Source organism: Castellaniella sp., from assembly GCF_049650445.1.
Taxonomy (GTDB): Bacteria; Pseudomonadota; Gammaproteobacteria; order Burkholderiales; family Burkholderiaceae_B; genus Castellaniella.
Map to the genome: position 1 here is coordinate 209,913 of NZ_JBASAD010000016.1, position 20,659 is coordinate 230,571.

Here is a 20,659-nt window from a genome sequence, read left to right on the forward strand (position 1 = left end):
ACCCGGGATTTCGGTCTTCGCCCACGTCGCGGCCTGCATGCCGCTCCGATTCGCTAGGCATGAAATGATCCGCAGGGATCATTTCATGTCCGACCTCATCCCGGGAATCGCCCGGCAGACCGGGCACGAATCAGGTCAGGCCTTGACGCCGAGATAGCGTTCGATGATCTCACCGTTTTCGTGCAGGTCCTTGGGCGTACCCTCGTACACCACATGGCCGTTGTTGACGATGTAGGCGCGGTCGGCCAGCGACAGCGCGGCACGCACGTTCTGTTCCACGATCACGATCGTCTGGCCCGCGTCCGCCAACTGGCGGCATACGGACATCAGATCGCGCACGATCAGCGGGGCCAGCCCTTCGAAGGGCTCGTCCAGCAGGATGATGTCGGCGTTGCGTATCATGGCCCGCGCGATCGCCAGCATCTGCTGCTCGCCCCCGGACAACTGCTTGCCCCGGTTGCGCTTGCGTTCGGCCAGGCGCGGGAAGGTCGCGTAGATCTCGTCCAGGGTGCGCGGTTTGGGCGCCGTCATGGCCGCCAACTGCAGGTTTTCCTGCACCGAGATCGAGCCGAACACGCGGCGTTCCTCAGGCACCAACTGGATGCCCAGCGCCGCGCGGCCGTAGGGCGGCAGATGCTGGATTTCCACGCCTCTGTGGCGGATGGTGCCGGACTTGACCTCGACCATGCCCATCAGGGATTTCATCGTGGTGCTCTTGCCGGCCCCATTGCGCCCCAGCAGGGCCACGACCTCGTGTTCCTCGATCCGCATCGAGACGTCGAACAGGATGTGCGAGTCACCGTAATAGCTGTTGATCTTGTCGATTTCAAGCAGACTCATCGTCCATCCCTCCAAGGTAGGCGGCCTGGACCGACGGATCCCTGCGGATTTCGTCCGGCGTGCCTTCGGTCAGTTTGCGGCCTTCGTACAGCACCGTGATGCGCTCGGCCAGCTCGAACATGGCGTCCATATCGTGCTCGACGATCACCATGCTGCGGCCCTGGCGGATCGACTTGAGCAGCGCCACCACCAGAACGCGCTCCTCGGGTCCGAGGCCCGCCAGCGGCTCGTCGAACAGCAGCACGTTGGCGCCCGTGGCCAGCGCCAGACCGATCTCCAGACGGCGCTTTTCGCCGTAGGACATTTCCGAGACCTGCGTGTCGGCATGATGGCTGAGATCCACCAGCGCGATGGCCGCGTTGACCTGGGAATCCAGGTGATCGGAATGCAGGCTGCTCAGCAGATCGCTGCGATAGCGCCCGCGCAACCGCGCCAGCACCGGAATCATCATGTTCTGGCGCACGGTCAGGTGTTCGAAGAGCTGGTTGATCTGGTAGCTCTTGCTCATGCCCAACTGGCAGACCGAGGTCACGCCGATGCCGGTGATTTCCTGGCCTCGGAAGAAGACCTGACCCGTGGTCGTCGGCAATTCGCCCGCCAGCATCGCGAAGAAGGTGGACTTGCCGGCGCCGTTGGGGCCGATCACGCCATGGAGTTCGCCTTCACGCAGGGTGAAGTCGATATCCGAGTTGGCCTTCAGGCCGCCGTAATGCTTGCTGACGCCTCGCGCCTCCAGCACCGGCGCGCCGGGCCGGGTCGTCGCCAGAGGAGGCACGATATCCAGCTCACTGGCCACTTTGCTGCTGGCGTCGGCATCGATGCCCGCAGGCAGCTTGCGCGTCCGTTGCCAGAGCTGGATGATGGCACCGGCCACACCACGGCGAAACACCGTCACCAGCACGACGAAGACCACCCCCAGGATCAGTTTCCAGTAGGGTCCCAGACTGCCCACCTGCTGCAGACCATCGTACAGGTAGAGCCAGATGGTCGCACCCAGCAGCGGCCCCAGCAGCGTGCCGGCCCCGCCCATCACGGTCTGGATCACCAGTTGCGCCGAGGTATCCAGCGAGAAGGCATCGGGTGGCATGTAGGACTGGAACAACCCCAGCAAGCCGCCCGCCAGACCGCCGTAGGCAGCCGCCACGACGAAGACCATGAGCTTGTACGACTGGATCGAATGGCCCAGTGCGGTCGCGCGCTTGGGATTGCCCTGGATGGCTTTGAGCACGGCGCCGAACGGCGAGCGCACGATGCGACGGGCGATGAGATAGCCGACGAAGAACACCAGCGCCACGAACCAGTACATGGGCCAGCCGCTGCCGATCTTGATGTTGATGAAGCCCAGCGCGATTTCAGGCGACGGCACGCCCGCGATCCCGTTTTCCCCCCCGGTGTACTCCTTGAAGACCGAGTTTTCCATGAAGAAGAACATCTCGCCGAAGGCCAAGGTGCTCATGGCAAAGTAAATGCCCGTGCGCCGCAAGGTGAGATAACCGATGAGCAAGCCCATGACGGCGGCCGCGACCGTGCCGATGGCCAGCGCCAGCAGCATGTTGGGCACGACCCCGTCGGTCAGCAGATAGGCCGTGACGAATCCGCCCGTGCCAAAAAAAGCCGCCTGGCCGAAGGACAACAGTCCGGTGTAGCCGAACAGCAGATCGAAACCCAGGCCGAACAGGCCGAGGATCAGGATCCGGGTCAGCAAATCGGGGCTCATGCCGATGGCCGGCAAGATGAAAGGCGCCAGGATCAGGCCGAGTCCTACCCACATTTCGGGCAGCCGTCCACGCATGATCATGCCTCCCCCTCCCTGTTTGACAGACCGGGCCGAACCAGCGGCTTCGGCCATCGTTGATTGAGATGAACTCATTCCCGACCCTCCTGACCCATGAGACCTTGCGGACGGAACACCAGCACCAGTGCCATGGCGACGAACAGCATCACATCGGAATACTGAGGATTCACCATGGCCGTGAGGCTGAGAATTTCTCCGGCGATGATGCCGCCCACGATGGCGCCCGGGAAAGATCCCACGCCGCCGATCACCACCACCACGAAGGATTCGACCAGGTAGCGAAAGCCCATGTCAGGCGTCAGCGCCACGATGGGCGAATTGACCACCCCGGCAAACCCGGCCGCCATGGTGCCCAGGCCGAACACCACCAGGAAGGCCCGCTTGATGTTGATGCCCAGGGCATCGACCATCTGCGCATCTTCGATGCCCGCGCGCACCACCAGACCCAGGCTGGTGCGATACAGGATGAAATACAGCACCAGCAGGGTCACTGCCGCAATGGCGAGCGTTTCCAGCCGGTACATCGGATAAATGAGCGAACCGATCTTGGCGATCCCCATGCCCCATTCAGGCGGTGAGACCGACAGACTGACGCCGCCGTAAATGCCGCGGATGATTTCGATCAGAATGATGCTCAGGCCGAACGTGACCAGGATCTGGTCTTCGGGCGGACGGCTGTAGAACTTGCGCATCAGGCCGCGCTCTATGACCAGACCGCAGGCCAGCGCCACGGCGGCCCCGCCGGCCAGGGCCAGCACGAACGACCCCGTCAGGTCGTAGACCGTATAGCCCGCATACCCCCCCACGACGAACAGCGCGCCGTGAGCAAAATTGATGACACCGAGCGTGCCGTAAATGATGGTCAGGCCGGTACTGATCAACGCCAACAACAAACCGGTCGTCAGCCCATTGAATAATTGCGAGAGAAACAATGACATGCTCGGGTACCTCCTTCAAGTCCCGGACAGTGGCCGCTCCCGGGGCCGCAAAGCCCCGGGAGGAACGGATTGCTCAGATGTAATCACCCAATTTGCAACCCAGCACACCCAGGTCCGGCACGACGTCCTTGCCCTCGACGATCTGGACGATTTCGTAGTAATCGTCCGGGTTCTTCATGTCGGCCTTTTTCTTGCCGCGCATGACCGGGAAGTTGACGATGCCCTGGTGGTCCTCGGGGCGAATCGAGAATGGCCCGGTGGCGAGATTCAGGACGGCACCCGATTCCAGGGACTTGATGACGTCGGGCGGATACAGCCCCCCTGCGCGTTCGACGGCCGCTGCCCAGACCATCACGGCCAGATAGGCATAGAAGGACGAGTCGCGCGGCATGCCCTTGAATTTCTTCTGGTAGGCTTCGACGAAGTGCTTGGCCTCGGGGTACTTGTCCTGCATGGTCCACCAGAACCCCTGGGCCACGATGACGCCTGCCATCAGATCGGCGCCGACTTCCTCTTCGATGTAGGCCGAGCTGTAAGGCACGACGACTTTCATCTTGTCGAGCAGACCGAACTGTTTGGCCTGCTTGATGGCATTGGCGGCATCCGCGCCATAGGCCACGCACACCAGCACATCGGCATCGGTATTGGCAATGTTGATCAGGTAGGAACTGTAGTCCTTGGCGCCCAGCGGGTGGACCTGGTTGGTGACCGTCGTCCAGCCTTCTTTTTCGGTGAATTCCTTCATCGACTGCGTGGTGGTGTGGCCGTACGTGTAGTCGGGCGTCAGGTACGCGGCCTTGCGGTTCTTGCCGAGTTCCTTGGCAGCCACGGGCGCAACCGCCTTGCAGGCCATGTAGGCGAAATAGCAGGGGCGGAAGCCATAGCGCTGGCAATCGACGCCGGTGGTTTCATTGGAACCGGAAATGGCCGTGAAATACGGCGTATGTTCGCGGTTGCAGACCTTTTCCAGGGCAATGGCCACCGCGCTGCTGGTGCTGCCGGAGATCATCATCGCCTTGTTGTCGTGGATGAATCGCGTGGCCGACTGCACGCCGGTGTTGGGTTTCGTTTCAGCATCGGCCGATACGATTTTCAGCGGCTTGCCCAGCACCCCTTTCTTGAGGTCGGGAGAAATGCCCTTGAGGATGGGATCGCCATTGTTGATGTGCTCGACGGCCAGTTCGTAGCCGCGCTGCTGCGCGGCGCCTTGCGCCGAATACGGGCCGGTCAGATCGACGGTCAGGCCCAGGACGATGGAGTCGCCCTCCGAACCTGCAGGCCAGGCCCCCAGGGGTTTCTTGTCGTCGGCCAGCGCAACTCGGGCGGCGCCGGGCATCAGCATGCCACCGGCCACCCCGGCAGCCCCGGCCTTCAGCACCGAACGGCGCTTGACCTGCGTCTGCATGGCTTGTCCCAAAGTCTTGTTGTCTTTCATTGGTTTGTCTCCTGGTAAGTGGCCCCGGGCACCGGATGCACCCGGCTGAAACACAGTCATTCCAGCTAAAACCGCGATTTATTTTTGTGTGAAACAGCTTTGTTTTTATCTCTGCAGTCAATCGCGGACCGGATTTTCAAAGGGCCGGATTTCTGCGTGATGCTATTAGTAAAATTTGAAACTTACGCAAAACTTACGCTCATCAGACAAGGGCCGATGCGAAGCGGACAGGGGGCTGAGAACACGTGCTTACTCCGTACAGAGGAGTGACGTATCTCTTTGATTCAGAAAAGCAATTTATTTTAATCTTGAATGATGCAGTGCAAAATAATCAGGGTTATCACTTAAGGGAAAACCGCAGTTATGAATAACCCCTAAATCACCCCTGATATTGCACTGCATCATGAAAAACGGGACCCTCGGGTCCCGTTCATTCAAACTCAAAATATCGGTTCAGGCAGACTGGATTCAACCCAATCGAATGCGCGCGGCATATTCGCGCAACACATCCATGCCCGGATCCTTGCGCGGCCAGATCAGGCCCACGCCGTCATCTTCGTAGCGCGGCAGCACGTGGATATGGGCGTGCGGCACCGTCTGCCAGCCGGCCGGACGATTGGCCTGCAGCAGTGTCAGCCCCTCGGGCTGAAAGGCGTCCTGGACGGCGCGTGCCACGCGATAGGCCAGGCGCATCAGTTCAGCCGCCAGATCCTCGTCCATGTCGAGCAAGGTGGCATAAGGCTCGCAGGTCGCCACCAGCACATGGCCCGGGTTCAACTGACCGGCATCCATGAAGGCGAACACACGGGCGTCGCGATGAATGATGGCGGCCGGGATCTCGCCGGCCAGAATGCGGGTGAAGACGGTTTCCATAGGGGATGCACACTCCGGAAAGGCCCGTGGCCGGGATAGGGTCCGGCCACGGTAGCACATCCTGTCTCAGCCTAGGGGGACGGAGTGCCCATATCCTGTTCGACGGCAAAGCAGGCGACCTGCCGGCCGCCTTGCGAGAGCAGGGCCGGCAGGCGCTCGCGGCACACCGGCATGACCCGGTGGCAGCGGGAACTGAACGGACAACCGGGCGGCGGATTCAGCGGGCTGGGCAATTCGCCCGACAGCTTGATGCGCTCGCGCCGGTCGGCGTCGTTCAGGCGCGGCGTGGCCGACAGCAGCGCCTGGGTGTAGGGGTGCAGCGGCTGGCCGAAGATCGCTTCCTTGGTGCCCTGCTCCACCACCCGGCCCAGGTACATGACCATGACTTCGTCGGCCAGATGCTCGACCACCGACAGGTCGTGAGAAATGAACACGTAGGACAGGCCCAGATCGCGCTGCAGGTCCTGCATCAGGTTCAGTACCTGGGCACGCACCGACACGTCCAGCGCCGAGACGGCCTCGTCCGCCACCAGAATCTCGGGCTCCAGCATCAGCCCCCGGGCGATGGCGATGCGCTGGCGCTGGCCCCCGGAGAACATGTGCGGATAGCGGCCGTAGTGTTCCGGCCGCAGGCCCACGCGCTCCATCATGGCGTGACCTTTTGCGCGGCGTTCGCGCGCATCCAGCCCGGTGTTGATGAGCAGGGGTTCTTCCAGGATGTCGCCGATGCGCTTGCGCGGGTTCAGCGAGGCATAGGGATTCTGGAAGATGATCTGGATCTTGCTGCGGCGCAGTTTCGCCAGTGCCGGATCGGCACGGGACACGTCCTGGCCCCGGTACAGCAACTGGCCGGCGGTCGGCGGCTCGATCATGGTCAGCACGCGGGCCAGCGTGGACTTGCCGCAGCCCGATTCACCGACCACCGCCAGGGTGCGGCCGGCCGGCAGACTGAAGGACACGCCATCCAGGGCCTTGACGGACTTGGCCGGTTTCAGGAAACCGCCGTCCACGGCGTAATGGCGCTTGAGATCGATGGCCTGCAGGACGGATTCGACGGGCGCGGCCGGCGTGGCCTGCCGCACAAGCTCTTGAAGCGTTGTCATGCTTGGATCCCCAGCGCCGCCTGCGTGGGCAGACCGGCATCATCCAGCGGGGTATGGCATTTGACCTGCCGGCCTGCAGGGCCGGCCAGTTCCGGCTCACGGACACGGCACGTTTCGGTGGCATAGGGGCAGCGTGGACTGAGCAGACAGCCCTGAGGCCGGTCGTAGCGCCCCGGGACCACGCCGGGCAGCGACACCAGGCGCTCGGCGCCCTGGGAAAATTCCGGCAGCGCCCGCAGCAGCGCCTGTGTGTAAGGATGGCGCGGGTGGCGGAAGATGTCCGACGCAGGACCGGATTCCACCAGTTGGCCGGCGTACATGACCAGGATGCGGTCGGCAGCCTCGGCGACCAGGGCCAGATCGTGGGTGATCAGCACCAGCCCCAGACCCTCGCTGCGTTGCAAAGACAGCAGCAGGTCCATGATCTGGGCCTGGATGGTCACGTCCAGCGCCGTGGTGGGTTCGTCGGCGATCAGCAGGCGCGGCTTGCAGGCGATCGCCATGGCGATCATGACGCGCTGGCTCATGCCGCCCGACAACTGGTGCGGATAGGCCCGCAGGCGCGATTCAGGGTCGGGGATGCCGACCTGCTCCAGCAGTTCGATCACCCGGGTCCGCAGCGCACGGCGCGAACCGCCACCGTGGGCGCGCAGCGCCTCGGCGATCTGGTATTCGACCGTGTAGCAGGGATTCAGGCTGGTCATCGGGTCCTGGAAGATCATCGAGACCTCGGACCCGACCAGGGATCGACGCTGCTTTTCCGGCATGCGCAGCAGATCCTGGCCATCGAAGCGCAAGGCGTCGGCATGCACCCGGCCGGGAAAGTCGATCAGCCCCATCAACGCCAGGGAACTGACGGATTTCCCCGAACCGGATTCCCCCACCAGGCCGACCACCTCGCCCGCCTGGACGCTGTAGCTGATGCGGTCCACGGCCTTGAAGGGTGCGGTTTCTTCGCCGAAATGCACGGACAGATTCTGGATTTCGAGCATGGTCCTACACCTTCAGACGCGGATCGAGGGCGTCGCGCAGACCATCGCCCATCAGATTGAACGCCAGCACGGCCAGCAGGATCGCCAGGCCCGGGAAAGTCACCACCCACCAGGCGCTCTGGGCGAACTGCAGCACGTTGGCCAGCATGGTGCCCCATTCCGGGGTGGGCGGCTGGGCACCCATGCCCAGAAAGCCCAGTGCGGCCATGTCCAGAATGGCGTTGGAAAAGCCCAGGGACGCCTGCACGATGAGCGGTGCCAGGCAGTTGGGCAGGATGTTGACGAACATCTGCCGCCAGGCGCCCGCCCCCACCACGCGCGAGGCGATCACGTAGTCACAGGTCATTTCGCGCAGCACCGCCGCGCGCGTCAGGCGCACGTAGTGCGGCAGCGCCACGAAACTGAGCGCAAGAGACGCATTGACGATCGACGGCCCGAAGATGGCCACCAGCACCAGGGCCATCAGCAGACTGGGCAGGGCCAGCATGATGTCGACCAGGCGCATGATGGCGATATCGACGATGCCGCCCATGTAACCGGCGACGACCCCCAGGAAGATGCCCAGCACCAGCGACACGCTGACCACCAGGAACCCGACCAGCAGCGACAGGCGCGCGCCGTGCATCAGGCGCGACAGGATGTCGCGGCCCACGTCGTCGGTACCCAGGACGAAGCGCCAGGTGCCGCCATCCATCCAGGCGGGCGGCTGCAGCAGGGCATCGCGGTACTGCGCGGACGGATCGTGCGGCGCGATCCACCCCGCAAAGATCGCGATCAGCAGCATGGCCGCGATGTAGTACAGGCCGATCAGGGCGCCGCGGTTGCGGCGGAAGTCCTGCCAGAAGGATTTGAACGGCCCCGGCGGCGCCGGGACGGTTGCAATCGCATTTGTGGTCGTGGACATGTCAGTTCCTCCCCCGGCGATGGCGGATGCGCGGATCGGCCAGCCCGTACAGGATATCGACGCACATATTGACGATGATGATGAGGGTGGCGACCATCAGCACGCCGCCCTGGACGACCGGGTAGTCGCGTTGCTGCAGGCCGTAGATCAGCCAGCGTCCGATCCCCGGCCAGGAAAAGATGGTTTCGGTCAGGATCGCCCCGACCATCAGCACGCCGACTTGCAGCCCGACCACCGTCAGCACCGGCAGCAGCGCGTTGCGCAGGGCGTGCACGATCACCACCCGCAGGCGCGACAGGCCCTTGGCCCGCGCGGTGCGGATGTAGTCCTCGTTCAGGACTTCCAGCATCGAGGATCGCGTCATGCGCACGATCACCGCCAGCGGAATCGTCGCCAGCACGAAGGCCGGCAGCAGAATGTGATGCAGGGCATCCAGGAAGTTGCCTTCCTCGCCGAACAGCAGCGTATCGATCAGCATGAAACCGGTCAGGGGATCGTCGGGGTCCAGGAACACCCCGGCGCTGACGCGCCCGGACACCGGCATCAGGTCCAGTTGCACGGACACCAGCATGATCAGCATCAGACCCCACCAGAACACCGGCATGGAATAGCCGGTCAGGGCTGCGGTGATGGCGGCGTGGTCGAAGAACGAGCCGCGCTTGACGGCGGCCAGCACCCCCACCGGGATGCCGATCAGCAGCGCGATCGCCATGGCGATGACGCTGAGTTCCAGCGTCGCCTGGAAGCGCGGCACGAATTCGGACCAGATGGGCTCACGAGTGGTCAGCGAAGTGCCCAGGTCGCCATGCAGCACGCCCCAGACGTAACGACCGTACTGCGTCCACAGCGGCTGGTCCAGGCCCAACTGGGCCATCATGGCCGCATGGCGCTCGGGCGACAGGCCGCGTTCGCCCGCCATGATCATCACCGGGTCGCCCGGGATCAGGTGGATGAACGCAAAGGTCAGCAGCGTGATGCCGATGAACGTCGGGATGGCCAGCCCGACGCGTTTGAGGATGAAGGAAAGCATGGTGCGAAATCACCCCTCCGGAAATCGAAGGATTGAATGAAGCATGACGATCCGCGCCCCGGCGGGCCTGCGATGCAGGGGCCGGGGCGCGGATCGTGGGTCGGCGCAGACTTACTTGCCGAGGCTGACGTGGTCGAAGATGTGACGGCTCACGGGCGAGATCTTGTAGCCCTGAACGTTCTTGCGCAGGGGCTCGTACACCGTGGAATGCGCGATCATGATGGCCGGAGCCTGCTCATGCATCACGACCTGGGCCTGCTTGTACAGTTCGACGCGCTTGGCATGGTCGGACGTGGTGCGGGCCGGCTGGATCAGGTCCTCGAAGGGCTGATAGCACCAGCGGGAATAGTTCGAACCGTTCTTGGCCGCCGCGCAACTGAACAGCGTCGCCAGGAAGTTGTCCGGATCGCCGTTGTCGCCCGTCCAGCCGATCAGCATGGCCTGGTGCTCGCCGCTCTTGGTGCGCTTCAGGTATTCGCCCCATTCGTAGGTGACGATCTTGACCTTGACGCCGATCTTGGCCCAGTCGGCCTGGATCATCTCGGCCATGCGCCGGGCATTGGGGTTGTAGGGACGCTGCACCGGCATGGCCCACAGGTCGGTCTCGAAACCGTCCGGGTAGCCCGCCTCGGCCAGCAGGGCCTTGGCCTTGGCCACGTCGTGCGGCCAGTCCTGAACCGCGTCGTTGTAGCTCCACATCGTCGGCGGCAGCAGGTTCTTGGCCGGCTGGCCCGCGCCCTGGAAGACGGCAGCGATGATGGCGGGCTTGTCGATGGCCATGGACAGGGCCTGGCGCACGCGCACGTCGGTATAGGGTTTCTTTTCGGTGTTGAAGGACAGGTAGCCGACGTTCAGACCCGCTTGCTGCAGCACCTGGAGGTCCTTGTTCTGGCGCATCGATTCCAGGTCGGCCGGATTCGGGTACGGCATGGACTGGCATTCGTTTTTCTGCAGCTTGGCGTAGCGCACCGAAGCATCGGGGGTGATGGAATACACCAGGCGGTCGATCTTGGGCTTGTCGCCCCAATAGGACTTGAAGGCCTTGTACAGGATGCGCGCATCCTTCTGGTAGGTACTGAACTCGAACGGGCCAGTGCCGATGGGATCGGAATCTACCTTGGCGGGCGTGCCGGCCTTCATCATGGCGTCGGCATATTCGGCCGACTGGACGGAGGTGAAGTCCATGGCCAGATTGGCGATGAACGGGGCCTCGGGGCGGGTCAGCACGAAACGGACGGTGTGATCGTCGACCTTTTCGATGCGGTCGATCAGAGCCCCCATGCCCATGTCGTTGAAGTACTGGTAGGAGCCGTTCGAGACCTTGTGGAAGGGGTGGTTGGCGTCCTTCTGGCGCAGAAACGTGAACAGCACGTCATCGGCATTGAAGTCGCGGCTGGGCTTGAAGAGCTTGTTGGCGTGGAATTTCACACCCTTGCGCAGATGGAAGGTGTAGACCTTGCCGTCTTCGCTGACGTCCCAGGATTCGGCCAGGCCCGGCTCGGTTTCGGTGGTGCCTGCCTTGAACGAAACCAGGCGATCGAAGATCGGGTGGGTCACGTCATTGGTCGTGCCGGAGGTGAAGAACGCGGCGTTGAAGCCTTCGGGCGAGCCTTCGGAACAATAGACGTAGGTCGTGTCGGCGGCTTGCGCGGTCGCCATGGCCATGGACACCAGGGCCAGGCCCAGCGTCCGCTTGAAGATTTTGTTCATTGTCTGACCTCTTTGGATGTGACCATGAGTGGCGGAAAACCTGAGATCAGCAGCGGATCACGCTGCTGCCGCAAATTTTTTGAAAAATAGCACGAAACACTGCGCATATTCCACCACTCGGGCATCAAGGATTACCCGAGTGGTGATTCACGCAATTAATGGTCACCCCCCCACGCTGCGCAGGCTGACGCCTGCTTGCTGCCCCCCCAAGGGGGGCGCTTTTTGCCTTGGGGCGGCCCGGCGGCAAAAAGGGAATTATTCCCCCAGCCCCGCCACCGCACCGAATTGTTCGATGAACTCGGCAGGCGACATCGTCCGGCCGTTGACCGTGACCTGACCGTCGGCATAACGGTAATCGGCCGTCACGGCGTCACCCTCGCGCTTGAGCAGACCCTCGCGCTCGTACTGGCCGATGTACTGGTCGAACATCATGCTGACCAGCGCGACGGCCATGTCGGGGTCGCCTATGCCGTCATCCACGCCCTTGACCTGCGACAGTTGGCGCACGACCTGCAGCAACATCGGTTTGGACAGATTCACCTGCGCGGACAACTGGCGGATGGCGCGTTCGATCAGTTCGCCCACGTCCTGGTCCGCCCCCTCAGGCACCGGCTTGAATTCGGCCAGCACCTTGAATTCGCTGGCCCCCTTGGGGGTTTCCCACCGCAGACCCTCGAGCCCCAGGCGCGGACCGGCCGCCAACACGGGCTTCACCAGCGTGAGCAGGCGCTGCTGATCCTGTTCGGACAGGCCCTCGTCCTCATCATTCTGACTCATCTGTTCCAGCGCGCTGGCCAGAGCCTGCAACGCCGGCACGTCCAGGTGCTCGGCCGACAGGGCCAGCGTGATCCGCCCCAGTTCCTGGCTGTCGACCTGCAACTGGCCCAGGTCGTAGTGCAGCCGGCTGTCCAGCAGACCGCCCGTACGCGCCGTATCCGAGCGCAGCGACGGACCGACGAGCACCACCGGCGGCACGTCGGCCGTCTCGATCAGGATCTTTCCGAACTGCGCCTGCTGCTGCGACTGCAGATCGGACTCGCCGCTGCGGGTGGTGGTGCCGTCGAAATCCAGGCCTTCGAAACGCACACGGACGCCGGAATCCGCACTGAAGATGGCCAGTTGGTCGATCCGTCCCGACACGGTCGCCACACGCGTCGCGGCCTCGTAGTCGATTCGCACCAGACCGCCGCTGAAGTCGAGTTGGCCGTCAGCCAGCTTGACCGGTGCCAGATGCCAACGTGCGGCAAGCCCGCCGTCAAAACCGATCCGGGACTCCAGGGTCCAGGGCGCCGTGCCGGCCGGCAGCGCGTCGAACCAGGGCTGCCACAGGCCGCCCGGAAGAGGCTCGATCAGGCTCTGGGCGGCCACGGGCCGCCATTCGCCCTGCTGCAAGGCCGACCAGGGCCAGGGGCCGTGCTGCAACACGTCGTGCAGGCCCAGCGTCTGTTCCTGACCTTCGTCGTCGCGGAACTCCAGGCCATAGCGAATGTCCGAATCGAACACTCCGCGCCGGTAGTCCTGGATCTTCAGGACGGGCCGCGGGTCGGCCGAGGTCCATTGGGCCGCGATTTCTTTGTTCGCCTGATCCACCCAGGTTTCGATGCGTTCCTGGGCCGTGCGACCGGCGTACCAGGAGGCGCCGGTATAGGCGAGGGCAAGGACGGCCACCAGGCCGGCAGCGGTCTTCATGGAGCGTGCGCTCATCGGGGGGTTTCTCCATCAGTGCGCCTGGAGGCGCGGTCATACGGTTGAATGAAAAACAGTTCGCCCTGGGCACGCCCGTGCGGCCCAGGGTTACAGCATCCGATTTTCAATGTCACTCGGTTCGTTTGCGGGACAGTTCGCGCGGCAAGGGAAAGGCGACCTGCTCGCGCACCCCGTCCAGCGGGCGCACGGAACGCGCACCCAGTGCCTTCAGCCGGTCGATCACCTGCCGCACCAGGACTTCGGGCGCGGAGGCCCCGGCGGTCACGCCGATGCGCCGGGCGCCGGGCAGCCAGGCCGGATCGATCATATCGGGATGGTCCAGCAGGTAGGCGGTCACGCCCTTGCGCTCGGCGACCTCGCGCAGGCGATTGGAGTTGGAACTGTTCGGACTGCCCACCACCAGCACCAGATCGCACTGCGGCGCCATGACGCGCACCGCATCCTGACGATTCTGCGTGGCGTAGCAGATGTCGCTTTTCTTGGGTTCGGCGATGCCCGGGAAACGCACACGCAGGGCATCGGCCACCTGGGCGGCGTCATCGATGGACAGCGTGGTCTGCGTCACGAAGGCCAGATGACCGGGATCACGCACCTGCAAAACCTGGACGTCTTCGACCGATTCGACCAGATACATGCCATCGTCGGCCTGGCCCAGCGTGCCCTCGACCTCTGGATGGCCCCGGTGACCGATCATGATGACCTCGCGGCCTTCCTTGCGCATGCGGGCGACCTCGACGTGGACCTTGGTCACCAGCGGGCAGGTGGCATCGAAGATGCGCTGACCGCGCTGGTCGGCCTCGTCGCGCACTGCACGCGAGACGCCGTGCGCGGAGAAGATCACGATTGCGCCCGCAGGGGCGTCTTCCAGTTCATCGATGAAGATGGCGCCCTTGGCACGCAGGTCTTCGACCACGTAGCGGTTATGCACGATCTCGTGGCGCACGTAGATCGGCGCCCCATGGATTTCCAGGGCGCGCTCGACGATTTCGATGGCCCGGTCCACCCCGGCGCAAAAGCCGCGCGGCTGCGCCAGGACGATTTCAGCGCCCGGGACGCCATCGCCATCGACCGGAGCATCCGGCTGATAGGGATCGCTCACGGTATTGCTCATAGCACCCCCAGAATCTTGATTTCGACCTGCAGATCGATGCCCGCCAGGGGGTGGTTGAAGTCGAACAGGGCCGCATCGTCCCGCAGGGTCTTGAGCACGCCGGAATAGCGGCCGCCGTTGGGCGCCACGAACTCGACCATGTCGCCCGCCTCGAACTCGGTGTCCGGCGGGGCGTTGCGCGTCATCTCGTCGCGCCCGACCCAACGCAGCAGGTCCGGATTGCGCTCGCCATAGGCCTGGGCGGCCGGCAGGTCCACCGTGAACTGTTCGCCTTCGGGGCGGTCGAGCAACAGGGACTCGATGCCCGGCGCCCACTGGCCGATGCCCATCTGCAACGTAGCGGGCCGATCCAGAAAGGTATCGACGAAGACGGTCCCGGCCCCGGGACCGGTCAACAGTTCGATGCGGTAGTGCAGCGTGACATAAGAGTCCGGTTGGACGTGCTGCGCAGCTTGGGTTGAAGTCAAAATGCCACCGTATAAGAAATCCATGCAAACCCATCTATTTTAGGGCCTATCATGCCACACGACATCCGATCCCCCTGTTCCGAACGTCCCCGCGAACGCCTGCTGCGACACGGCGCCCAGGCGCTGACCTCTCCCGAACTGCTGGCGGTGCTGCTGCGTACAGGTACGCGCGGCATCACCGCCGTGGACATGGGGCACCGGATGATCGAGCATTTCGGCGGTTTGCGCCGCCTGCTGGCGGCGGAATCCTCGGCGCTGCTGGCCTTTCCCGGCATGGGCGCGGCCAAGACCTGCGAGTTGCTGGCGGTGCAGGAACTCAGCCGCCGCGCGCTCGAAGAACCGTTGCGTAACGGCCGCGCGCTGAGCCAGCCCGACCGGGTCAAGCAATTCTGCGCCATGCGTCTGGCGCACCTGCGGGTCGAGCACTGCATCGCCTTGTTCCTGGACAGTCAGTTGCAACTGATCGAATGCACCGAGGTCGCACGCGGCACCCTGTCGCACGCTTCGGTCTACCCGCGCGAAGTCGTCAAAGCCGCCCTGGAGCACCACGCCGCCGCCCTGATCCTGGCCCACAACCACCCTTCCGGCCTGGCCGAACCCAGCCCGGCCGACCTCACCCTGACGCGCCAGTTGAAGCAGGCCCTGGCCCTGGTGGACGTACGCCTGCTGGACCACCTGATCGTCGGCGCCACCGAAGTCACGTCTCTGGCGGAGCGGGGGCAGGTTTGATCCTGCCGCCGCGCGGCGCCCAGGCGCAACGGCACGGGGACCACGCCCCTGGACCTTCCCTCGTTTCCCGTAGTAGAATGACGGGCTTATCTCGGATACGTTGCCAGGATTCTGATGCGGGCCGGCTTTTTAAAAGCGACTGTTTGCGTCCATCCGGCTGGCGACCCCTAATCACCCACCAACGGATTTCACCATGAAAGAAGGCATCCACCCCGAATACCGCGAGGTCGTGTTCCTCGACCTGCAGACCGGCAACAAGTTCATCTCGCGTTCCTCGCTGCATTCGCGCGAAACGACCGAGATCGACGGCAAGTCCTACCCGCTGTTCAAGTGCGACGTGACTTCGGAATCGCATCCCTTCTACACCGGCGCCCAGACCCGCATCGTCGAAACCGGCCGCGTGGAAAAATTCCGCGCCCGCTTCGCCCGCACCGCTGGTACTGTCAAAAAGTAAAGAACTCGCAAGGGTTCACGAAAGGCAGCCGTCAGGCTGCCTTTTTCATTTAACATGGGCGCATCTCCCCCGCCCCCTTTCCTGGTACTTTCCCGGTGCTGTCCCAAGACTTGCGATCGACGCCCGCCCGCCTGACGGCCACGGCGGCCGCCAAACTGCCCCGGCTGTTCCTGCTGTGCGTCGGCCTGGTCTACATCCTGGCCGGCCTGTTCTATCGCGACCCCTGGAAGACCGACGACGTCACCGGCCTGGCGACCATGCTCACGGCCCTGTCGGGGCAAGAGCACGCCTGGCTGCTGCCCCAGGTGGGGCACCTGGCACTGGCCCAGGACGGGCCGCTCGTCACCTGGGTCGGCGCCTTCTGCATCTGGGCACTGAGCCCGCTGTTCGAGCTGTTCTACAGTCCCCTGAACGCGGCCATCATCGCCTCGCGCATGCCCAATCTGCTGTGGTTCGCCCTGCTCACGGGCTCGATCTGGTACGGCACCTATCTGCTGGGCCGGCGTCCGGAATCCCAGCCGCTGGCGCTACCTTTCGGCGGCGAGCCCAACCCACGCGAATACGGCCGCATGCTGGCCGACGCCGCCCTGCTGCTGATCGTGGCCACGGTCGGCATCGTCTGGCGCATGCACGAGACCTCCGAGGTCCCGGCCCTGATCGCCTGCCAGGCCCTGGCCTTCTACGCCGTGGCCCGCATGCTGGACCACCCTGTGTCGGGCGCCGTCACCCTGGGCGTCGCCGTGGGACTGTCTTTTCTGGCGCGCGGCTGGCTGGGCTGTCTGCCGCTGATCCTGGCCGCACCCGTCGCCTTTCTGCCCGGCGGCGCCCTGGCCGCCGAACGCAAATGGCTGGTTGCCAGCGCCCTGATCGCCGCCGCGATGATCCTGCTCTGGTGGATACCCGCCCGGATTTTCGGCCCGTACTGGACCGAAAGCTGGCTGGTCTGGACGCGCCACGCCTTCGCCTGGCCCGGCGCCCGCGCCTGGGGCAGCATCCTGCGCGACCTGCCCTGGTTCCTCTGGCCGACCTGGCCGCTGGCACTGCTGGCGCTATGGCGCTGGCGCGGCTGGTTCGGCGCACCCCATATCGGCATCCCGCTGGGCTTCGCCGCCGGGGCGCTGCTGACGCTGCTGGCCAGCGCCGATCCCTTCGAGCCCGAATACGCCACCCTGGCCTTGCCCTGCGCGGTCCTGGCGGCTTTCGCCCTGCCGACGCTGCGACGCGGCGTGGTCAATACCCTGGACTGGTTCGCTGTCATGTGCTTTTCGCTGACGGCCGCCACGGTATGGCTGGGCTGGGTGGCTCTGCAAGCCGGCTGGCCCACCCAGATCGCCGCCAACATCACCCGCCAGACTGGTGGCTTCGACCCCCACGTCGCCTGGCCCGCCACGACCTTCGCCGTCCTGGGCACCCTGGCCTGGATCGCCCTGGTGCGCTGGCGCCTGCGCAGCCACCCGGCTGGTCTGTGGCGCGGCACGGCGCTGTCGGCCGGCGGCCTGATCACCACCTGGCTGCTGCTGGCGACGCTGTGGATGCCCGCGCTCGATTACGTGCGCAGCTACCGCGACGTCTCCGCTTCGCTGGCCAGCGCTCTGGACCGCTACCGCCAGCCGGGCGAATGCGTCCGCACCCAGGGACTGGGCAGCGGCCAGCGCGCATCCTTCCTGGTCTTCAACGGCATCGAATTCAGCTTCGATGGCAACTGTCCCCTGCTGCTGCAACAGATCAGTCCCCGCAGCCTGGCCTCGGGCGAGGCCTGGCTGGCCGACCATCCCGCACTCTGGGAAGGCCGCCGCGAACCTGACCGCCACGAAATGTTCCGCCTGCTGCGCCTGAAGCCCTGATCAGGCGCCTGAACTCCTGATCTCTCTTTCCATCAGCCTACGCACTTCATGACCGCCGCTTCGCACGCCGGCCGGCCCGCCGCCCCCTGGCGCACCATTCTGCAACAGTCCTGGCCCATTCTGGTCAGTTCCTGGGCCGGCATCATCTTCGCCGTCCTGGATACCGCCATGGTGGGCCACACCAGCGCCGCCGACTTGCAAGCCATGTCGCTGGGCGCCTCGGTCTACATCACGGTCTTCGTCGGCCTGATGGGCGTGGTGCATGCCCTGATCCCGATCATCGCCCAGCACTTCGGCGCCGGACGGCTGCACGAGGCCGGCCGGACCTGGGGCCAGGGCATCTGGCTGGCCCTGATTCTGTCGGCCCTGGGCGGTGCCTGCCTGCTGTTTCCCGACGCCTGGCTCAGCCTGTCCGGCGACGTCGAGCCGGAAGTCCGCCAACGGGTGGCGGGCTATCTGATCGCCCTGGCCCTGGCCCTGCCCTCGGCCCTGCTGTTTCGCACGATCTACGCCACTGCGACGGCCATTTCCCAGACCCGCGAGGTCATGGCGATCAACGTCGGCAGCGTCGCCTTCAAGCTGCTGTTCAACGTCTGGTTCATCTTCGGCGGCCTGGGCCTGCCGGCGATGGGTGCCGTCGGCGCGGGGCTTTCCACTCTGGTGGTGGACTGGATGATGCTGGCCGCCGGATGGTGGATGATCCGCCGCCGCCCGGCCTTTCGCGCCCTGTCCCTGCGGCTGGGACGCCCGCGCTGGACCGACCAGAAGGAACTGCTGCGCCTGGGTCTGCCCATGGGGGGATCCTACCTGATCGAGGTCTGCGCCTTCAGCTTCATGGCACTGCTGATCGCCCGCGATGGCCTGTACGTCAGCGGCGCCCAGCAGATCCTGGCCAATCTGATCGCCCTGTCCTACATGCTGCCGATGTCGCTCAGTCTGGCCACCGCCTCGCTCACGGCGCAGGCCGTGGGCGCGCGCGACCCGGCCCTGGCGAAACGCACGGGACTGAACGGAATCGGGCTGGTGGCGCTGGGCGCGCTGCTGACCGGCGTGATCCTGATCACAGGCCGGGATGCCATCGTGCGCGCCTACACGGACGAGATCCAGGTGGCCGTGATTGCCCTGACACTGCTGCAGATCGCGCCCTGGTTCCATTTCTGGGACGCCATGCACTGCATCGGCGCCTACATTCTGCGCGCCTACAAGATCGCCGTGGTGCCGCTGATCCTGCAAGTCTCCGCCCTGACCGGGTTGGGCCTGGTGGGCGGCTGGTGGCTGGGCTACGGCCCGGCGGCGGGGGCGCTGACCCCGGTGGCGCACCGGCTGATGCCGGGTGCCCCGGTTGGCGCCGCCACCATGTGGATCATGGCCATGGCCGGGCTGCTGCTATCCGCCCTGCTGCTGTTCGCCTGGTACGGCCACGTCCTGCGGCGGCAGGCGCGCAGCGCCTGAGCGCCCTGCGCACTGGGGCCCGCAATGACCCGTCCGCCGATCTCAGGCGGCGTGATCGGCCGCCTCGGGCACTGATTCCGGGCTCGGATCGTCCGGCCCGGAAGTCGCTGTGGTCACCAGTTCCACCACCTTGCTGCGCGACAACACGCCGATGAACTCGCCCTGCTCTCCCGTCACCGCCAGCGGCTCGGGCGTGCGCAGCAGCCGCGCCAGCACTTCGTCCAGACCGGCCGAGGCCGGCACGGAGGCCATGTCGCTGAGATGGCGGGAAATGTCGCGTACGCCGGCCTGGACGGCGCGCTGCGCGTCGACGCGCATCAACACACCCGCCAGGCGCTTGCCGTCCAGCACGGCGGCATAGTCGTAGTCCCGGGCGGCCAGGCGCTCCAGCGCGTGCGCCGGGTGCGTGCGCATGGTCAGCGTCAGGGGTCGTTCGTTGCAGGCATGGGACGCGTTCAAGACCTTGCCCCGATTCACGTCCTGCAGGAAGGACTCGATGTAGTCGTTGGCCGGCGAGAGCAGGATGTCCTCGGGCGTGCCTTCCTGGATCAGTTCGCCGTCCTTGAGGATGGCGATCCGGTTGCCCAGGCGCAGGGCTTCGTCCAGGTCATGGGTGATGAAGACGATGGTCTTGTTCAGCTTGGCCTGCAGGGCCAGCAACTGATCCTGCATTTCGTGGCGGATGAGCGGGTCCAGGGCGGAAAACGCCTCGTCCATCAGCAGGATCTCGGCATCCGTGGCCAGCGCCCGAGCCAGGCCCACACGCTGCTGCATGCCGCCCGACAACTGGTGGGGATACTGGGCCTCGAAGCCGGTCAGGCCGACCTGATCCAGCCAATGTCGCGCGCGCTCGTTGCGCTCGTCGCGGCGCACGCCCTGCACCGCCAGCCCGTAGGCGGCGTTGTCCAGCACCGTGCGATGCGGCAGCAGGCCGAAACGCTGGAACACCATGCTCATCTTGCTCTGGCGGAAGCGTTCCAGCTCACGCGGCTTGAGACTGACCACATCCACCCCGTCGACCAGGATCTGCCCGGCGCTGGGCTCGATCAGGCGGTTGAAGTGCCGGATCAGCGTCGATTTGCCGGACCCGGACAGGCCCATGATGACGTGGATGTGGCCCTCTTCGATGGACAGGCTGATGTCGCGCAGACCCAGGGTGTGGCCGCTGCGCTCCAGCAGGGCCTCCTTGGACAGCCCCTCGCGGGCGGCGGCCATCCAGCGGTCCGGGTGCGGACCGAAGATCTTGTAGATGTTGCGGACTTCGATCTTGCTCAT

The 20,659-nt window shown here is 64.9% G+C and carries 18 protein-coding genes; 4 read left to right on the plus strand and 14 right to left on the minus strand.

Annotation, left to right across the window (positions count from 1 at the left end; genetic code table 11):
• Positions 1–135: 135 nt before the first annotated feature.
• From WA983_RS05445 to WA983_RS05505, 13 genes are all read right to left on the minus strand, one after another.
• The gene (locus tag WA983_RS05445; RefSeq protein WP_424250089.1) at positions 136–840 is read right to left on the minus strand and encodes an ABC transporter ATP-binding protein; all 705 of its coding nucleotides are present in this window, start codon (positions 838–840) and stop codon (positions 136–138) included.
• Positions 827–2,638 carry an ABC transporter permease subunit gene (locus WA983_RS05450; RefSeq protein WP_424311712.1) on the minus strand — a complete coding sequence of 604 codons (1,812 nt, stop codon included), beginning with the start codon at positions 2,636–2,638 and terminating at the stop codon, positions 827–829. Before WA983_RS05450 ends, WA983_RS05445 begins: the two co-directional genes overlap by 14 nt.
• A 68-nt stretch (positions 2,639–2,706) precedes the next feature.
• Positions 2,707–3,573, minus strand: coding sequence for a branched-chain amino acid ABC transporter permease (locus tag WA983_RS05455; protein ID WP_424250093.1), 867 nt, complete (start codon positions 3,571–3,573; stop codon positions 2,707–2,709).
• 73 nt (positions 3,574–3,646) lie between these two features.
• On the minus strand, positions 3,647–5,008 hold the full coding sequence (locus WA983_RS05460) for a substrate-binding protein (RefSeq protein WP_424250095.1): 1,362 nt from the start codon (positions 5,006–5,008) through the stop codon (positions 3,647–3,649).
• Between the two features lie 468 nt (positions 5,009–5,476).
• The gene (locus tag WA983_RS05465) at positions 5,477–5,881 is read right to left on the minus strand and encodes an HIT family protein (protein WP_424250097.1); all 405 of its coding nucleotides are present in this window, start codon (positions 5,879–5,881) and stop codon (positions 5,477–5,479) included.
• Positions 5,882–5,952: 71 nt separating this feature from the next.
• A complete protein-coding gene (locus WA983_RS05470) occupies positions 5,953–6,984 on the minus strand; it encodes a peptide ABC transporter ATP-binding protein (protein WP_424250099.1) in 1,032 nt (343 codons plus the stop codon).
• Complete coding sequence (dppD, locus tag WA983_RS05475) at positions 6,981–7,976, minus strand: dipeptide ABC transporter ATP-binding protein (protein ID WP_424311713.1); 996 nt, start codon at positions 7,974–7,976, stop codon at positions 6,981–6,983. The genes WA983_RS05470 and dppD overlap by 4 nt, the downstream gene beginning before the upstream one ends.
• Positions 7,977–7,980: 4 nt before the next feature.
• The gene (gene dppC / locus WA983_RS05480) at positions 7,981–8,880 is read right to left on the minus strand and encodes a dipeptide ABC transporter permease DppC (RefSeq protein ID WP_424250102.1); all 900 of its coding nucleotides are present in this window, start codon (positions 8,878–8,880) and stop codon (positions 7,981–7,983) included.
• A gap of 1 nt (position 8,881) precedes the next feature.
• A complete protein-coding gene (gene dppB, locus WA983_RS05485) occupies positions 8,882–9,910 on the minus strand; it encodes a dipeptide ABC transporter permease DppB (protein WP_424250104.1) in 1,029 nt (342 codons plus the stop codon).
• Between the two features lie 111 nt (positions 9,911–10,021).
• Positions 10,022–11,620, minus strand: coding sequence for an ABC transporter substrate-binding protein (locus tag WA983_RS05490; protein WP_424250106.1), 1,599 nt, complete (start codon positions 11,618–11,620; stop codon positions 10,022–10,024).
• Between the two features lie 255 nt (positions 11,621–11,875).
• On the minus strand, positions 11,876–13,324 hold the full coding sequence (locus WA983_RS05495; protein WP_424311714.1) for a YdgA family protein: 1,449 nt from the start codon (positions 13,322–13,324) through the stop codon (positions 11,876–11,878).
• 112 nt (positions 13,325–13,436) lie between these two features.
• Entirely contained in the window at positions 13,437–14,438 is a 1,002-nt protein-coding gene (gene ispH, locus WA983_RS05500; protein ID WP_424247362.1) for a 4-hydroxy-3-methylbut-2-enyl diphosphate reductase, read from the minus strand.
• Positions 14,435–14,905 carry an FKBP-type peptidyl-prolyl cis-trans isomerase gene (locus WA983_RS05505; RefSeq protein ID WP_424247363.1) on the minus strand — a complete coding sequence of 157 codons (471 nt, stop codon included), beginning with the start codon at positions 14,903–14,905 and terminating at the stop codon, positions 14,435–14,437. The genes ispH and WA983_RS05505 overlap by 4 nt, the downstream gene beginning before the upstream one ends.
• 51 nt (positions 14,906–14,956) lie before the next feature.
• On the opposite strand from WA983_RS05505, the gene radC reads away from it, so the two are divergent.
• The 4 genes from radC (at position 14,957) to WA983_RS05525 (ending at position 19,384) form a co-directional block, all read left to right on the plus strand.
• The gene (gene radC, locus WA983_RS05510) at positions 14,957–15,634 is read left to right on the plus strand and encodes a RadC family protein (protein ID WP_424247365.1); all 678 of its coding nucleotides are present in this window, start codon (positions 14,957–14,959) and stop codon (positions 15,632–15,634) included.
• Between the two features lie 193 nt (positions 15,635–15,827).
• A complete protein-coding gene (locus tag WA983_RS05515) occupies positions 15,828–16,088 on the plus strand; it encodes a type B 50S ribosomal protein L31 (RefSeq protein ID WP_424247367.1) in 261 nt (86 codons plus the stop codon).
• Positions 16,089–16,186: 98 nt separating this feature from the next.
• Positions 16,187–17,932: a glycosyltransferase gene (locus tag WA983_RS05520; protein WP_424247385.1), complete on the plus strand. Its 1,746-nt coding sequence runs from the start codon at positions 16,187–16,189 to the stop codon at positions 17,930–17,932.
• 48 nt (positions 17,933–17,980) lie between these two features.
• Complete coding sequence (locus tag WA983_RS05525; RefSeq protein ID WP_424247369.1) at positions 17,981–19,384, plus strand: MATE family efflux transporter; 1,404 nt, start codon at positions 17,981–17,983, stop codon at positions 19,382–19,384.
• 42 nt (positions 19,385–19,426) lie between these two features.
• Here the strand turns inward: WA983_RS05525 and WA983_RS05530 are convergent, their stop codons facing one another.
• On the minus strand, positions 19,427–20,659 hold the full coding sequence (locus tag WA983_RS05530) for a quaternary amine ABC transporter ATP-binding protein (protein WP_424247371.1): 1,233 nt from the start codon (positions 20,657–20,659) through the stop codon (positions 19,427–19,429).

Excerpts from the sequence above, each read along its gene's own strand:
- WA983_RS05490 (WP_424250106.1), bottom strand. The coding sequence starts at position 11,620 with ATGAACAAAATCTTCAAGCGGACGCTGGGCCTGGCCCTGGTGTCCATG.
- dppD (WP_424311713.1), bottom strand. The coding sequence starts at position 7,976 with ATGCTCGAAATCCAGAATCTGTCCGTGCATTTCGGCGAAGAAACCGCA.
- WA983_RS05445 (WP_424250089.1), bottom strand. The coding sequence starts at position 840 with ATGAGTCTGCTTGAAATCGACAAGATCAACAGCTATTACGGTGACTCG.
- WA983_RS05495 (WP_424311714.1), bottom strand. The coding sequence starts at position 13,324 with ATGAGCGCACGCTCCATGAAGACCGCTGCCGGCCTGGTGGCCGTCCTT.
- WA983_RS05470 (WP_424250099.1), bottom strand. The coding sequence starts at position 6,984 with ATGACAACGCTTCAAGAGCTTGTGCGGCAGGCCACGCCGGCCGCGCCC.
- WA983_RS05460 (WP_424250095.1), bottom strand. The coding sequence starts at position 5,008 with ATGAAAGACAACAAGACTTTGGGACAAGCCATGCAGACGCAGGTCAAG.
- WA983_RS05515 (WP_424247367.1), top strand. The coding sequence starts at position 15,828 with ATGAAAGAAGGCATCCACCCCGAATACCGCGAGGTCGTGTTCCTCGAC.
- WA983_RS05530 (WP_424247371.1), bottom strand. The coding sequence starts at position 20,659 with ATGAGCAAGATCGAAGTCCGCAACATCTACAAGATCTTCGGTCCGCAC.
- dppC (WP_424250102.1), bottom strand. The coding sequence starts at position 8,880 with ATGTCCACGACCACAAATGCGATTGCAACCGTCCCGGCGCCGCCGGGG.
- radC (WP_424247365.1), top strand. The coding sequence starts at position 14,957 with ATGCCACACGACATCCGATCCCCCTGTTCCGAACGTCCCCGCGAACGC.
- WA983_RS05450 (WP_424311712.1), bottom strand. The coding sequence starts at position 2,638 with ATGATCATGCGTGGACGGCTGCCCGAAATGTGGGTAGGACTCGGCCTG.
- ispH (WP_424247362.1), bottom strand. The coding sequence starts at position 14,438 with ATGAGCAATACCGTGAGCGATCCCTATCAGCCGGATGCTCCGGTCGAT.
- WA983_RS05465 (WP_424250097.1), bottom strand. The coding sequence starts at position 5,881 with ATGGAAACCGTCTTCACCCGCATTCTGGCCGGCGAGATCCCGGCCGCC.
- WA983_RS05525 (WP_424247369.1), top strand. The coding sequence starts at position 17,981 with ATGACCGCCGCTTCGCACGCCGGCCGGCCCGCCGCCCCCTGGCGCACC.
- WA983_RS05455 (WP_424250093.1), bottom strand. The coding sequence starts at position 3,573 with ATGTCATTGTTTCTCTCGCAATTATTCAATGGGCTGACGACCGGTTTG.
- dppB (WP_424250104.1), bottom strand. The coding sequence starts at position 9,910 with ATGCTTTCCTTCATCCTCAAACGCGTCGGGCTGGCCATCCCGACGTTC.